The 12,845-nt window shown below is 38.3% G+C and carries 16 protein-coding genes; 9 read left to right on the forward strand and 7 right to left on the reverse strand.

The genetic code is table 11. From position 1 onward, the window contains the following. Positions 1 to 184: 184 nt before the first annotated feature. Complete coding sequence (locus tag CK510_RS16335) at positions 185 to 1,129, reverse strand: hypothetical protein (RefSeq protein ID WP_095722714.1); 945 nt, start codon at positions 1,127 to 1,129, stop codon at positions 185 to 187. A gap of 229 nt (positions 1,130 to 1,358) precedes the next feature. After that, positions 1,359 to 1,748, reverse strand: coding sequence for a hypothetical protein (locus CK510_RS16340; RefSeq protein WP_095722715.1), 390 nt, complete (start codon positions 1,746 to 1,748; stop codon positions 1,359 to 1,361). Between the two features lie 763 nt (positions 1,749 to 2,511). On the opposite strand from CK510_RS16340, the gene CK510_RS16345 reads away from it, so the two are divergent. Together CK510_RS16345 and CK510_RS32820 are read left to right on the forward strand one after the other, a co-directional pair. Beyond that, positions 2,512 to 2,985 carry a thiol-disulfide oxidoreductase DCC family protein gene (locus CK510_RS16345; RefSeq protein WP_095722716.1) on the forward strand — a complete coding sequence of 158 codons (474 nt, stop codon included), beginning with the start codon at positions 2,512 to 2,514 and terminating at the stop codon, positions 2,983 to 2,985. Beyond that, a complete protein-coding gene (locus CK510_RS32820; protein ID WP_143289321.1) occupies positions 2,973 to 3,170 on the forward strand; it encodes a hypothetical protein in 198 nt (65 codons plus the stop codon). The genes CK510_RS16345 and CK510_RS32820 overlap by 13 nt, the downstream gene beginning before the upstream one ends. Before the next feature lie 5 nt (positions 3,171 to 3,175). Here the strand turns inward: CK510_RS32820 and CK510_RS16350 are convergent, their stop codons facing one another. Beyond that, positions 3,176 to 4,411: an acyltransferase family protein gene (locus CK510_RS16350; RefSeq protein ID WP_095722717.1), complete on the reverse strand. Its 1,236-nt coding sequence runs from the start codon at positions 4,409 to 4,411 to the stop codon at positions 3,176 to 3,178. A gap of 152 nt (positions 4,412 to 4,563) precedes the next feature. Between CK510_RS16350 and CK510_RS16355 the strand changes: the two genes are divergently transcribed. Further along, on the forward strand, positions 4,564 to 5,022 hold the full coding sequence (locus CK510_RS16355; protein WP_095722718.1) for a peroxiredoxin: 459 nt from the start codon (positions 4,564 to 4,566) through the stop codon (positions 5,020 to 5,022). 132 nt (positions 5,023 to 5,154) lie between these two features. Here the strand turns inward: CK510_RS16355 and hpf are convergent, their stop codons facing one another. Continuing rightward, positions 5,155 to 5,811, reverse strand: coding sequence for a ribosome hibernation-promoting factor, HPF/YfiA family (gene hpf / locus CK510_RS16360; protein WP_095722719.1), 657 nt, complete (start codon positions 5,809 to 5,811; stop codon positions 5,155 to 5,157). A 668-nt stretch (positions 5,812 to 6,479) separates the two neighbouring features. Between hpf and lipB the strand changes: the two genes are divergently transcribed. The 6 genes from lipB to CK510_RS16390 all read left to right on the forward strand — a co-directional run bounded on the left by lipB (position 6,480) and on the right by CK510_RS16390 (position 10,019). Then, entirely contained in the window at positions 6,480 to 7,166 is a 687-nt protein-coding gene (lipB, locus tag CK510_RS16365) for a lipoyl(octanoyl) transferase LipB (protein ID WP_095722720.1), read from the forward strand. Positions 7,167 to 7,322: 156 nt separating this feature from the next. Next, complete coding sequence (locus CK510_RS16370) at positions 7,323 to 7,556, forward strand: type 2 periplasmic-binding domain-containing protein (protein ID WP_095722721.1); 234 nt, start codon at positions 7,323 to 7,325, stop codon at positions 7,554 to 7,556. A 316-nt stretch (positions 7,557 to 7,872) separates the two neighbouring features. Further along, positions 7,873 to 8,139 carry a sensor histidine kinase gene (locus tag CK510_RS16375; protein WP_342745969.1) on the forward strand — a complete coding sequence of 89 codons (267 nt, stop codon included), beginning with the start codon at positions 7,873 to 7,875 and terminating at the stop codon, positions 8,137 to 8,139. A 235-nt stretch (positions 8,140 to 8,374) separates the two neighbouring features. Next, positions 8,375 to 8,680, forward strand: a complete 306-nt coding sequence (gene rbp / locus CK510_RS16380) for an RNA-binding regulator (RefSeq protein WP_095722723.1) — start codon at positions 8,375 to 8,377, stop codon at positions 8,678 to 8,680. A 133-nt stretch (positions 8,681 to 8,813) separates the two neighbouring features. Beyond that, a complete protein-coding gene (gene rpsU / locus CK510_RS16385; protein WP_095722724.1) occupies positions 8,814 to 9,008 on the forward strand; it encodes a 30S ribosomal protein S21 in 195 nt (64 codons plus the stop codon). Between the two features lie 189 nt (positions 9,009 to 9,197). Next, complete coding sequence (locus tag CK510_RS16390; RefSeq protein WP_095722725.1) at positions 9,198 to 10,019, forward strand: hypothetical protein; 822 nt, start codon at positions 9,198 to 9,200, stop codon at positions 10,017 to 10,019. A 125-nt stretch (positions 10,020 to 10,144) separates the two neighbouring features. Here CK510_RS16390 and CK510_RS16395 read toward each other — a convergent pair whose 3' ends face one another. The 3 genes from CK510_RS16395 to CK510_RS16405 form a co-directional block, all read right to left on the reverse strand. Continuing rightward, positions 10,145 to 11,032 (reverse strand): hypothetical protein, encoded by an 888-nt coding sequence (locus tag CK510_RS16395; RefSeq protein ID WP_095722726.1) that lies wholly within the window; start codon positions 11,030 to 11,032, stop codon positions 10,145 to 10,147. A gap of 42 nt (positions 11,033 to 11,074) precedes the next feature. Next, complete coding sequence (locus CK510_RS16400; RefSeq protein ID WP_095722727.1) at positions 11,075 to 11,587, reverse strand: hypothetical protein; 513 nt, start codon at positions 11,585 to 11,587, stop codon at positions 11,075 to 11,077. 260 nt (positions 11,588 to 11,847) lie between these two features. Next, entirely contained in the window at positions 11,848 to 12,492 is a 645-nt protein-coding gene (locus tag CK510_RS16405) for a class I SAM-dependent methyltransferase (protein ID WP_095722728.1), read from the reverse strand. Positions 12,493 to 12,845: the final 353 nt, after the last annotated feature.

Raw genomic sequence — 12,845 nt, forward strand, 5'->3', positions numbered from 1 at the left:
GATTGGGGATTGAGTATTTATTAACTCCTAATTCCTAAATTCTCCTTTCAAATTAGTGTAAATGCATACGATTTGAAAAATGTATCGCTCATATACTCATCTTAGGTTCTACCTGGGAATTACTGAGAAGTGGCTGCGCCACTTCTTTTTTTGTGACTTAGATTTCTACTGGAATTTTTGCCACTTATATGCATTCGGAAGTATTTAAGGGTTGGAATGCTGCTTTTGCTTCCAGTTGCTGCAAAATCGCTCCTGAGTTGGGGTTTCGCATTAAAGAACGCAAAAACTTTAAACAAGTGTAATTATGGCTTTCGCTGTCCAATTCTTCCAAAATGCGGATTTTTTGCGATCGCGATAAATAACCTTTTACCTGTGCGATCGCAGCAATAACAGGTTGATGTCTTAGCTGCATCAGTCGCAAAAATTGAGTTAGAGTCTTGACGATTAATTCTTGACTCGATTGTGTTAGGGACATTTGATGGAAGAGGATAACACCAGTACCATGATGATGGCTTTTATCTCGTAACAATCCCTGTAATATTAAACTCAAGTTGGGTTCACGACACTGGATTGCTAAATTGCGATAATGACTCAAACTCCATCCTTCTAAGACAACCTGAAGTACAAACAAAATTACTGCTTTGTCTTCTGTGTCGGCAACATCCATGAGGAATTTGAGCAGTGGATGTTCTAATTGCTGAATTTGCTCGTCATTAATTTTAATTTTTGGGAAGATTGGTAGAAAACGACTAATTTGTGATATGTGGTTAGCTTCATCAGCACAATACAAAGCATAAAGCATCTGTTCTTGGATGCTTTCCGACAACAGCACTATTTTTTCCATGTATTGTAAACCCAGTTTTTCAATCCCATAAGCTTCTTCCAAAAGCTTACGACTGCAAAGCTGTAATATCATAGCCTGTTCCGTAATTGTGGAATTCTGGAAAATTGTGACTTTATCCAAACCGAGGAAACTAGTTCCCCAATAAACGGGATTATTGATTTGAGAAAGGGTTTGAGACTGGGTATTTTGCCCCAATCGAGTACTTAAAGCTGAACAAAGCCAACAACTCAGCTTATCTTCGACTTCAGGTAGATTTAACCCTGGTATTATTTGTTGTTTAATCATTAGTTATTAATTGGACGACACTAAAATTAGTTGCGTCGTAGTAGTTGCTTTACTTAGTTTGTTTACTGGTATGATTTGTTATGAGCAAGGAAATAGAAACGAATCAAGGCGATAATATGAGCTTTTTGCTATTGTGAAATGGTAAGCTTATTTCTGTCACGCTGTACTAATTGCGATCGCAGTAGAAATAGTTGTTTTGCGTCTTCACTTCTTCTTAAATCAAATCTTTTTATGGGGTTTGATTCCCCTGAACAACAAGCAGCATGTTTTCCGTTGGGGTAAAATCGCCGTTACAAAACATAATTGGGAATTGTTTTAATCGGGGTGGGGCTTTGCCAGTGTGATATTTTTGAAGAGACAGGTATATAGTAACATCACAAAATTCTAGCCAAATCCAAATACGCTTATAAACTTCTCTTTTTTTGCTTTCCGAAAAAAATACCCATTTTCCACTAGGGTTTTCATCCCATATGTTTAGCTTCAACCATCGCAAATGAAAAGTGATATTCCAAAGGAGTCGCTTTCTGATTAGCGAGATATAGCGTGAATATGCGATCGCATTTGCATCCACAGTTAAATCTTGGATGAAATCTTGAACTAAGTCTTCCGAGCAGAGCATTTGGCTTCTCCGATTCGCTTACCGCAATCAAAATTGCCCTATATCTTAGACTGTCATATCTACCACAGTTTAGTTATGTAGTTATGTGGCAGTAAATAATCTGTCCCATTTTTAACCCATTTACGAGCAAGTGCTGAAACTTAAATAATTGTGAATATTAAATACTAATTTTATACATACATTATTTCAGTATGGGAAATCCTTTATACTTAGAGATATTGACGATTCAGCGAGTATAAAAATATTTGTCAAAAAGTGTAAGTTTGGTACTTACCCAACTTACACTTTTGCTTAGGGAATACCAATAAATAAATTCTCCACTATTGTAGGGGTAGGGTGAGTCCACCCTTCGCGTGATAGTGTTGGTAAGTATACGAGAAAGAAGATTTTATTTTCTGGAAGTCCCTTATTCTCACAAGTCGAAATAATCGGCTCTTCCGTAGATGTTATGCTGAAATTTAAACAATAATTTGTAATTTGCCTTTAATAGCAAGACTTTTGGGGATTTTCATCCTTGATTTGATTCCAAAGGCTCAAAATCCAAGTTTAAAAGCTATCTTTATTACCCAGTAAGGAATTTGATCTATTTTATCAGCGTTTTTAGCATAACAAGTAATGAAGAACCAAATAATCAATGCCGTTAATATTTAGCTGTATGCCAACCTTTGGGTTTAAAAGCCAAACTCCAAGCCATTTTTAGTATACCTAAATTAAAAATGCCGTAGTTATGTTAATTTAATTATAAATAAAAAAAATCACACCGATGACTTTATCAAATACGCAAGCAAGTCCAACTAATCAAACTTCTTGGAAAATCAAACTACTATATGATGGGGAATGTCCTTTATGCGTGCGAGAAGTTAACTTTTTGAAAAGACGGGATGCAGGTAGAGGTTTAGTCGCTTTTGTCGATATTGCCGATATTGATTACAATCCGGAAGCGAATGCTGGCATTGATTTTGAAACCGCAATGGGGCGAATTCATGCCATACTTCCTGATGGTTCTATAATCAAAAATGTTGAGGTTTTTCGTCGAATATATGAAACTTTGGGAATGGGATGGATTTATGCCATAACCAAGTTACCAATTATTGGTTTTATTGCTGATAAATTATATGCTATTTGGGCAGATTTTCGACTTGCGTTCACAGGAAGAGAAGATTTATTAACTATTATTGCTAAACGTCAGGAACAATGCTCTGTTGATGTAGAAAATCAAAGTCGTTGTCGGATGTAAAATTTGCAGTTCCTCAAGTCGAAGATTCAACATACGTCAGAATGACATTTGAGGTTTTGTCGTCATGGGGGAAAAACCCAGTTTCTGATGTTATCGTACTTCAAGTCAAAGATTCAACATACGTCAGAATGACAAATCCCAAGCTGACGAGCAAATGGCAAATAAGTTTATTCAAGGGTAGTTGACTTACCTAAATTTTAATAAACCAACGCTGACGGTACATTATCCAAGCTACACCAAGCCATAACAACATTGTCACAAAGGCAAATAAAAATGAACCATTAACTCCACCAGCCCAAGATGCAAAAAACTCTTTATATATTACAGTATAAGCATTGGGTGCTTCCTTACCTGTCCCAATAATGGTTTTCGCTAGCACTTTAATTAGTAATATTGACGGAACAAAAATTGCGATCGCATTCATTCCCATGACTTCAAATGGTTTTCCCCAACTTCTAATCAATCTGACTTCAATTAGTTCGTAAAATGCTGCCAGAAAAATTAATGCCCATCCTGTCGTAAATACTACATAGGAACTCGTCCATAGTTTCTTATTAATCGGGAATACCCAACCCCAAGCAGAACCTATAATTAAACAACCAATTCCTACCAACACTAAACCAATACTTGTTCGCGTTTTCACTGGCTGATTCAGTATCCATTGTCCAGTAAAATAACCAAACATGGTGCTAACTATAGCCGGAATTGTACTAAATAATCCTTCTGGATCACCCAAATTTTTGAAGCTTGCGTGTAAATGTGCCGATGGGATGATGGAGCGATCGATAAAAGCTGCTAAATTTGCACTATTGTTATTTTCGTCCAATATTCCCGCACCAAAGCCAGGAACAGGAATGTACATCATTGCTAGCCAATAACCCACAAGTAAAAAAATAGCAAGTATCCACTGCCCTTTACGAGGTAACATTAAAACCGCAAGTGATGCAAATAAATAACTTAAACTAATCCTTTGCAAAACCCCCATATAACGGAGATTTTCTAAATTAAAAGTCCAAACTCCCTTATTCCAAAAACCATTTAAAAATAAACCCAAAGCAAATATTATCAAAGCACGACGAAAAATCTTACCATATGGGGGAGTTGGTACAGGATTGGAGGAAATTGGAGAAGATGAAACCGAAACACCAGAACTCTGTGAATCCAGAAATTTCTCCATTACCCCCACAGCATCCCGCTCTTTCTCCTGTCTCGCTTTAGATTGGGTATATTTAGCAAAGGAAAATGCGATCGCAACTCCCACAATAAACAAAAAGAAGGGAAATACCAAATCAGCAAATGTACAACCGTTCCAACTCGCATGGAGCAGTTGCGGGTAAACATCTGGTTCCGCAAGACTTGCCATATTAACCAGAATCATACCTGCAATTGTAAAACCGCGAAATACATCAAGGGAACTTAATCGCATAATTACGAAAGTATAAAGATTTTTATAACACTACAGATTCATTACTAGAGAATATACCCTACATTAAGTGACGCAAATGTACAAGTTAAGTTTTATAGAATCCCAATCAAAGGTAAAATTTTGTAAAGAAGAAGTCTAAAATCTAAAATCCTATGGCAATCAAAGTCGGAGATACCGCACCAGATTTTACCCTCCCAAACCAAAACGGTGCATCAGTTAACCTGCAAAACTATCGTGGTAAAGCAGTTGTCCTTTACTTTTACCCCAAAGATGACACACCTGGATGTACAGCAGAATCTTGTGCTTTTCGCGACCAGTATGAAGTATTCAAATCGGCAGGTGCAGAGGTAATCGGTATCAGTGGCGACTCTTCCGAATCCCATCAAAAATTTGCGACAAAATACCAGTTACCTTTTACACTTTTGAGTGATAAAGGCGATACAGTACGTAACCTTTACGGGGCAAAAACTATGATGGGTTTGGTTCCTGGTCGGATTACGTATGTAATTGATGATAATGGCAAAATTAAATACATCTTTGATTCAATGTTCAATTTCAAAGGACATGTGGAAGAAGCATTGAAGGTATTACAAGGAATGCGATCGCAATAGACCAAACAGTTACTCAAAAACCAAGACTACCAAACTATTGTATCATTGGTAGGGGCTGGGTATCCCAGCCCTTATTTATTGGGATAATTGATTTCTTGGTGTTCCCTCTGCTAACGTCTTCACGTTTTGATTTTACTTATGAAGCTTCTCTGGCATCACAATATTATGGTGACTTGCCTTAGCATTTTTCCCATTATTCCCGTTACCATTATTGTTGTTACGAGGCTGAATTACGCCATATCCACCATGATTGCGTTCGTAAATGACGTTAATCTCTCCAGTTTCCAGATTATGGAACATATAAAAATCATGTCCCACCATTTGCAACTGCTCTAGAGCTTCGTTCATAGTCATCGGAGGCATGGCAAAATATTTAGTACGAACTACTTCTTCGGGTAATTCTGGAGTGCGATCGCCTATTAAATCGGGTAATACTTCTGCAACAGTTTCGACTGCGACTTCATCAACATCAGGAACACTACTTTTCTTATTTTGTAGTCGTTCTTTGTACTTCCTTAATTGACGCGAAATTTTATCTGCAACCAAATCTATACTTGCGTACAAGCTCTCGCTACTCTCCTCAGCGCGGATGACAGTTTTATTCGCATAAATCGTCACTTCCGCAGCTTGCCTGGGGTTAATTCGGGGATTGCGAGCTACGCTCAAATGGACATCCACTTCATTTGTGATAGTCTGGAAATGACTTACTGCCTTTTCAATCTTATTTTGCACATATTCTCTAATTGCATCGGTAATTTCAACATTTTTGCCGTGGATGACAAGCTTCATGTAAACTCTCCCGCTCAGTTTCTACTTGATTTGAATAATCCAAAATTGCGGTGGGGACACTGCCGCCAAAATAAGTATAATCTTTTATCGGCAATGGTTGCAGCTATATGCAATTATATCACTTAAATGGAAGCTATTAAATTTAAGTTACTAAATTAAGCTATTAAATTTAAGTATTTTCACTCTTAGCACATTAATCAAACTTCTCATACAGGTTGCTACCTAATATTTTTGCCTAAATCCGAGAAAGCCATTTCCAAATGTATATGGGGTGAATTTTTGAACAAATTGAGAAAAATCTAAATAAATAAAGCTTCTCTACCCCTCCTTTCAAAAAAACTCGCTTTTTGATAATCTCTGGCAAAAATGAAGGAAACTAAAAAACTGGACAAGACATGATTAGAAATTTTATTCCATATAGCTTGCAAACAATTGATTCGGCATCACCAGCCAATGCTTTCGTTCTTTTTTCTTGGCGTGATGTATATAGCAGAGAACTCCCCCTCTTCCTCCTTACCATTGAGGTTATATATTCAAATTAGCACTTTGTATTTTACAAAACCCCAACTCTTGACTTTCCTTTACAATCATTTGCACAGCTTGACATTTGTTGAACAAAAGATGGTATTTGGAAACACTCTGTTTTATTTAAATAGTGGAAATTTGGTATGCTCCCCAAAAACCTTATTCATGCTTATTCTTGTTCGTTATATAACCAGAAAACAATGCCGTATTTAGAAGCTTTAAACTGGCAACGGCAGCTTTTGCAAGAGCGTATTCATAATCCGAATTTAGAAGATATATTAATATTACTTGAGCATCCGCCCGTATATACTCTAGGGAAGGGTGCAAGTACTGAATTTTTGAAATTTGACAGGGAAAATACCGCCGAAAATGATGAAATTAAAGTACATCGAATCGAGCGAGGTGGTGAAGTCACATACCACTGTCCAGGGCAAATAGTTGGGTATCCAATTTTAAATCTGTATCGCCACCATCAGGATTTACACTGGTATTTACGCCAATTGGAAGAAGTATTAATTAGAGTACTTAAAATTTACGGAGTTGAAGGAACACGTATTCCTGGATTTACAGGAGTTTGGGTAGAAGGGAAAAAAGTTGGTGCGATCGGGATTAAAGTCAAACGATGGATAACAATGCATGGCTTTTCATTGAATGTTTGTCCAGATATGAGCGGATTTGCCCGAATTGTCCCATGTGGGATTGCAGATAAACCTGTTGCGAGTTTAGTAGAATGGATACCTGATATAAGTTGCGAGCAAGTGCGATCGCATATTGCAGAATGCTTCGCTGAAGTCTTTAATGTAAATTTAATTGAGCGATATTATTTGTGATTATATGTAGCGTAATGTACTAAATCCTGAATTAGGGTGCTAATTTGCTGTTGTTTGGGAATTACATAATTGTAGGCATGATTAAAGGTCATTTATAATGAAAACTATAACCCCAAAATTAGTTCCGTCTTTATTAGCTTTTTACGTAAGTATTATTTGGGGGATGATTTAAAAAATCCCCCGGAAGCAGTTATTTTACGTAAAGAAAATGATTTGATTGCGGCAGTTCAAAGTACTCCCAATAGTGTTGGAGCTTTCTCCCTTGCTGCTGCGATTTCCCAAAAGTTACCAGTAAATCGTTTAAACCTTGATGGTATAGAAGCTACTCCAGATAATATAGCACTTCCGGTAACTATGAGGTACATACTCAAAGCTGAAAGCTATGATTAGAAGGGAGGTGAGGGGAACAACTGTATTGTGTAATAGCCCTGAGGGGGTGACGAAAACCCTTGAATTCAATACACAGCAGGAGTTTTAAGCGAGTGTGTCATAAAAAGATAAATACTATTTCCTAGCTTTGTTGATTCTATTATCAATAAGCCTAGCCCAAAAGTCTTGTTTTTCGTTGGGTAAGGTTCTAAAGTAACTTTTATCTTTTTCTCGGATACTCCTCTATAATCCTTGCTGCATAAGGCTGTGAAGCTAGATTGTCACCCCCTCAGAACAACAAAATAAATCTTCACCCGATCTCATTCCCCAAATAAATATACGTACCCAACAAATAAACCAAGATTGGGTAGCTATTCACATCCAAGATAATGGAATGGGAATGACAGAGGAAGTTGCCAGTAAAATATTTGACCCTTTCTTTACCACTAAACCCATCGGCAAAGGTACTGGTTTGGGTATGACAGTTTGCTACCAAATAATAGTAGAAAAACACTGTGGTAGAATTTCCTGTAATAGTATATTGGGGACACATACAGAATTTATCATCCAAATTCCACTTAAACAACCGAAAAATGAACTTTAAACAATAAAAAGCTTAACTTGACTCTCTTCTTTTTACCTTTGCTTTTCCTCTTGACTTTTAACCCCTAATCCTCTTCACCATTACCGTTCTCGCAAAAATCAGAGGTAGCAAGCTTTAGATAATCTGCTATACTGTCTTTCTAAGATTTATATTCGGCTGTGAAAATCATTTTAGCTTTTAAAAGGGTTTCTCCGAATCTAATTCTCTACATAATTCCGGTTTTGGAGATTTCTCAATGTCAATTTACGTCGGTAACTTATCCTACCAAGTTACGGAAGATGATTTGAAACGTGCATTTGAAGAATACGGTCGAGTTAGTAGCGTCAAATTACCCACCGATCGCGAAACAGGTCGGATGCGAGGGTTTGCATTTGTGGAAATGGAAAGCACCGCAGACGAAGACAAAGCGATTGAAGGGCTAGATGGGGCAGAATGGATGGGGCGTGATTTGAAAGTGAACAAAGCCAGACCTCGCGAAGAGAGAAGCCCCTCACGGGAAAGTTGGGGTGGTGACAACCGTGGTGGTGGTCGCCGTTACTAAAGTCATTTTAAGCACCACTGTCACAACTCAAAACTTTTAGTTTCCAGCAGTTCAAAGCGATCGCTAGAGACTGCTGGATTTCTATTGCCTGCTAGTATTTAATTATTCACACCAAGTAAAAGGAGCCATAAGCATGACGCAAGTAGTTTTAGGTGAAAACGAAGGTATTGAGTCTGCATTGCGGAGATTCAAACGCCAAGTTTCACAAGCAGGTATTCTTCAAGATGTCAGAACCAAACGTCACTTTGAAACACCACTACAAAAGCAAAAGCGTAAAGCGGTTGCCCGTCGCAAGCAAAATCGCAGAATGCGAGGACGTTTTAAATAAGGGAATGGGAAGGTAGAGACGACCCAGTGGGTCGTCTGTATAAAAATTAAAGTCCATACCCAATGCCCAATTAGATTTTTTTTGTGTAAATCAACCTCTCTAGATGTATCTTTAATTTGGAAACAAATTAAACCTTTGCAGGTAGTATTTACTTGCAAAGTATGCATTTAGATCTAGAGGAGAATTTTTTTGCGAGTCTATCACCTATTAATCGGTATTATTTTACTGGCGCTATCGCCATTTATCTTTAAATCTGTTTTCAAGAAAGCTCCTACCAACAACGAACTCAAACCCCAACAGCCAGTTCCATCTCCAACTGTTTCGTCAACTCCTTCATCAGGATTAATTCCCCAAGTGACTAATGTTGCAGCCTTCAAACCAGTTGAGGGTAACATCTGGAAAAACTTTTTAGGGACGACATCAGCACCGACAGGTTGGAGTGTTGCGCCATGTGAAGGAGATGCACCCCTTTTGTGTGTTTCTTCTGAAGGCAAAAATTTAGGTTCAGTGGAAATGGCTGTTTACCCACTACAGCAGCAACCGAAATTACAAAGGATACTAGAGACTAATGGTATTAATGCAGGTGTAAAAATAGATTATGAAAATCCCTATCTCCAAGAAAAAGTGTTCCAAGAACAAATAGTATCTGCACTCAATACTTGGATTACAGAAGATTATGTTGCGATGCTGCAAAGCAGCCGTCTTAGGATGATCGCAAAAGAGCGTCGGCAAAAATACGCAGACAAAATTACCTTCTCAAGTTATCCACCGCAAACAGTCACAGTCGGAAAACTTCAGGGTATGCGCTACGGCTTTACAGGGCTAAAACGCAAAGGTGGGATTCAAGAACAGCATTTAAAGTACGTAGCCTTTGATGGTGATGCATTATATGTAATTAATACAGCTTTTGACCCAGGTAGAAAAACAGGTAAATTTGACCGATATGAAAACTTAGCGGTTTTTGAACCGTTCCTAAGTGCGATCGCGGCTAATCTAAAATTACCCAATTAAGGTATTTTTACATTTATACAAAAAAGTCAGCCGTCAGTTATCAATAGCTTTAGCCTACTAGGTAAACTCAATGATGACTGACCACTGACTGAAATATCGAATCAGATGATTCGTCAACTATTTAATTAAAGTTCGGCAAAAGCACGTTCAACCAAACGACGAGCTAAAGTTTGCGTACCCGTATGCTCGTAGTAATTTGTAGACACGTCAATAAACGCAGCCACATAATCTAACTTATCGTCAGCGATTTGCATGAAACTATTCAAATTGCTCAAAACTGACTGCTGAGACAAATCTTTGGAAACAACCAAGTCACTCATCCAACCTTTTACTGAGTCAAAACTTTGACCAATGAAATCAAGCTTTCCACCAGTATCATTCCCAGGAATCGCATTCTTCATATCCTTGAAAGTGGAATTTTGTTCCAAATCCTGAGGATTCATGTTGCTAATACCCGAAGTGACCTTCTGAATAAAATCTGGTCCCAAAGGTATCAAACCATCAACACAAACCAAAGCAGCCATGCGAATCATCGACTCGCCACTGTATTCCCCTAAAGCACCCACAAAATCGCCAATGCTGTCACCAGGGATACCATTTATTTGACAAAAAGCAACTAACTCTGCAACCAGTTTCAAACACAAATCAATAGTTTGAGCTTTATCGGGTTTCGGAGTGAGTTTATCCAGAAAACCCAAAAAAGAAACACTCTCACCAAGCTTATTAGCCAAAGCAGCAGCACCCAAGGCTTTATCGGTACTATCAACCGTTTGGTACAACCACATGGCAGTTTGGTAGCCTTGTGACTTGTCATTGTAAAGATAAATAGCACGTTCGCCGATTTGTTGAATCAAACTATCGTCAGATTCACCCGTAACATGCTTGATTGTATTTACAAAACCCGTTATGTTTTGCCATTGACCAGGAGCGGCAAAATCCAATGCATTTAACATTGAAATTGTCAAGCCACCTGTTGGTAACTCGTCAACTAATTGAAAAATTGACTTACTCACAAAATTCTCCCTGTAATGACCTAAAGACAAATGACCAAAATATTACTTCAATCTCGACAAACCACTGAGGTTAAATTTCTGAAGCCAAGTTTCGCGATCGCTTGCAGAAAATGACGGGTCTTTCGATATCGCTGTCACTTGATACTTACCAACCAAAATCGATGTTTTCGTACTACCGAGGGTTTTGGCAGGATAACCACCAATTTTTTTGGTGCTGCTGGAATAACCAGCTGCGGTTGTAGGAGTGCTGGAAGTATCGGAAACTGCCAATTGGGCAAGCACTTTACCATCTTTCTTTAAATTAGCCTCAGCAAAACCCTTCTTCTCTTGGGTGAAAACGCGGTCAAAACCACCACCAGAGGAAGGAAATAACTTATTAAATTCGCTACCTTGTGTTGCATTTTTAGCAACAGCTTGACCGCTCTTCTGGCGGCTACTTTCTTGCTGTACCGCATCAAAGCGACTTGGCGTTTTTGTCGCACAGCCGGAAGCACTGAGTAATAAGACAGACAGCATTACAGCCGCTAAAATCTGACGGATACGGGGAAAAGTCATTTCATTATCTCCTGACGTTGCACATTAAAGGTAGCTAATAAAGCTTCACCTCGAATTTACCCCGTTAAATTGCAAATCGCACTAAAATCTCAGCACAAGTATACATTTATTAGGACAAGGGCATTGGGCATTGGGAATTGGGCATGGGGCATTGAGCATGGCAAAAAGCCTAATTCTCGTACAGACGACCCGGTGGGTCGTCTCTGGTTATATTTCTTCTATTCTGGTTATGTTTTTTTAATAGAGACGACCCATCGTCTCTACTGTTTATACGCCACTACGGCATAAAATGGGTCTCCACCACCTGCACCTAGCCACTGTAAGAAATTGGGAACGGAAGATTGACGGGAAATTACTTCCGGAGCGGTAAACCCAGATATCCCAGTAAAATAACCTTTGACTAACTCAACCCGACCAGATTCGGATGCATCACGCCAAGCTTGAATTGCTTTTTGATAAAACATGCGATTGGAGAAACTAATAATCGCGACTCCACCAGGTTTTAAAACGCGATGAATTTCGGAAAAAACTGTTTCGGGATATTGCAAATACTGCACCGAAACACAGTTTAAAACTGCATCAAAATCGTTATCCTTTAAAGGTAGCTGCGGTTTATCGTTAAGATTTTGGACAAAATAGTGATTTAAACGGGAGTTTCGCGATAACTCATCTGCATTTAGCCCATGTCCTTGAATATGGGAAAAGTTTATTTCTTCAGGTAGATGAGAAACCCAACTACTCATCAAATCTAAGATACGTATATTCGGTTTGAGCAACTGTCGATATAAATCGGTTAGTTGTTGAATAAAGCTTTCGTCAACGTGGGTGACAAAGCGCGGCAACGAATAGAATAATTTGTCGTCAGTGTCATCTAGCTTAGTGCGATCGTTTGGTCTAAGCAGCATAAAAATCTAGCAAGGGCGAATTTAGTGGACAGAATTATGGTATTTTACGTCGATACCAAACTTTTATTCTTTGTGTACCAACCTACATATTTTAAAAAAGACTCAACAATAAAGCTAGTAACTGCATTTTTTTCTTTACCCAATTGCAATTTTATATAAATGTTATATATTCGACAATCTATTTACAATTTGTGCTTAAAAGTTCTGCGATACGCCTTTGGTGTTAAGCTCCGCTTATCGCAAACTATCCCTTATGTTAGTTTGTTGCTTTGGATACTACCTTTAATGTGCAACGTCAGGAGATAATGAAATGACTTTTCCCCGTATCCGTCAGATTTTAGCGGCTGTAATGC

The organism is Brunnivagina elsteri CCALA 953 (assembly GCF_002289455.1).
Lineage (GTDB): Bacteria > Cyanobacteriota > Cyanobacteriia > Cyanobacteriales > Nostocaceae > Brunnivagina > Brunnivagina elsteri.

Bases quoted from the DNA above. Each gene is read 5' to 3' on its own strand.
- CK510_RS16405 (WP_095722728.1), bottom strand. From the start codon at position 12,492: ATGCTGCTTAGACCAAACGATCGCACTAAGCTAGATGACACTGACGAC.
- CK510_RS16400 (WP_095722727.1), bottom strand. From the start codon at position 11,587: ATGACTTTTCCCCGTATCCGTCAGATTTTAGCGGCTGTAATGCTGTCT.
- rbp (WP_095722723.1), top strand. From the start codon at position 8,375: ATGTCAATTTACGTCGGTAACTTATCCTACCAAGTTACGGAAGATGAT.
- rpsU (WP_095722724.1), top strand. From the start codon at position 8,814: ATGACGCAAGTAGTTTTAGGTGAAAACGAAGGTATTGAGTCTGCATTG.
- hpf (WP_095722719.1), bottom strand. From the start codon at position 5,811: ATGAAGCTTGTCATCCACGGCAAAAATGTTGAAATTACCGATGCAATT.
- CK510_RS16340 (WP_095722715.1), bottom strand. From the start codon at position 1,748: ATGCTCTGCTCGGAAGACTTAGTTCAAGATTTCATCCAAGATTTAACT.
- CK510_RS16345 (WP_095722716.1), top strand. From the start codon at position 2,512: ATGACTTTATCAAATACGCAAGCAAGTCCAACTAATCAAACTTCTTGG.
- lipB (WP_095722720.1), top strand. From the start codon at position 6,480: ATGCTCCCCAAAAACCTTATTCATGCTTATTCTTGTTCGTTATATAAC.
- CK510_RS16335 (WP_095722714.1), bottom strand. From the start codon at position 1,129: ATGATTAAACAACAAATAATACCAGGGTTAAATCTACCTGAAGTCGAA.
- CK510_RS16355 (WP_095722718.1), top strand. From the start codon at position 4,564: ATGGCAATCAAAGTCGGAGATACCGCACCAGATTTTACCCTCCCAAAC.
- CK510_RS16350 (WP_095722717.1), bottom strand. From the start codon at position 4,411: ATGCGATTAAGTTCCCTTGATGTATTTCGCGGTTTTACAATTGCAGGT.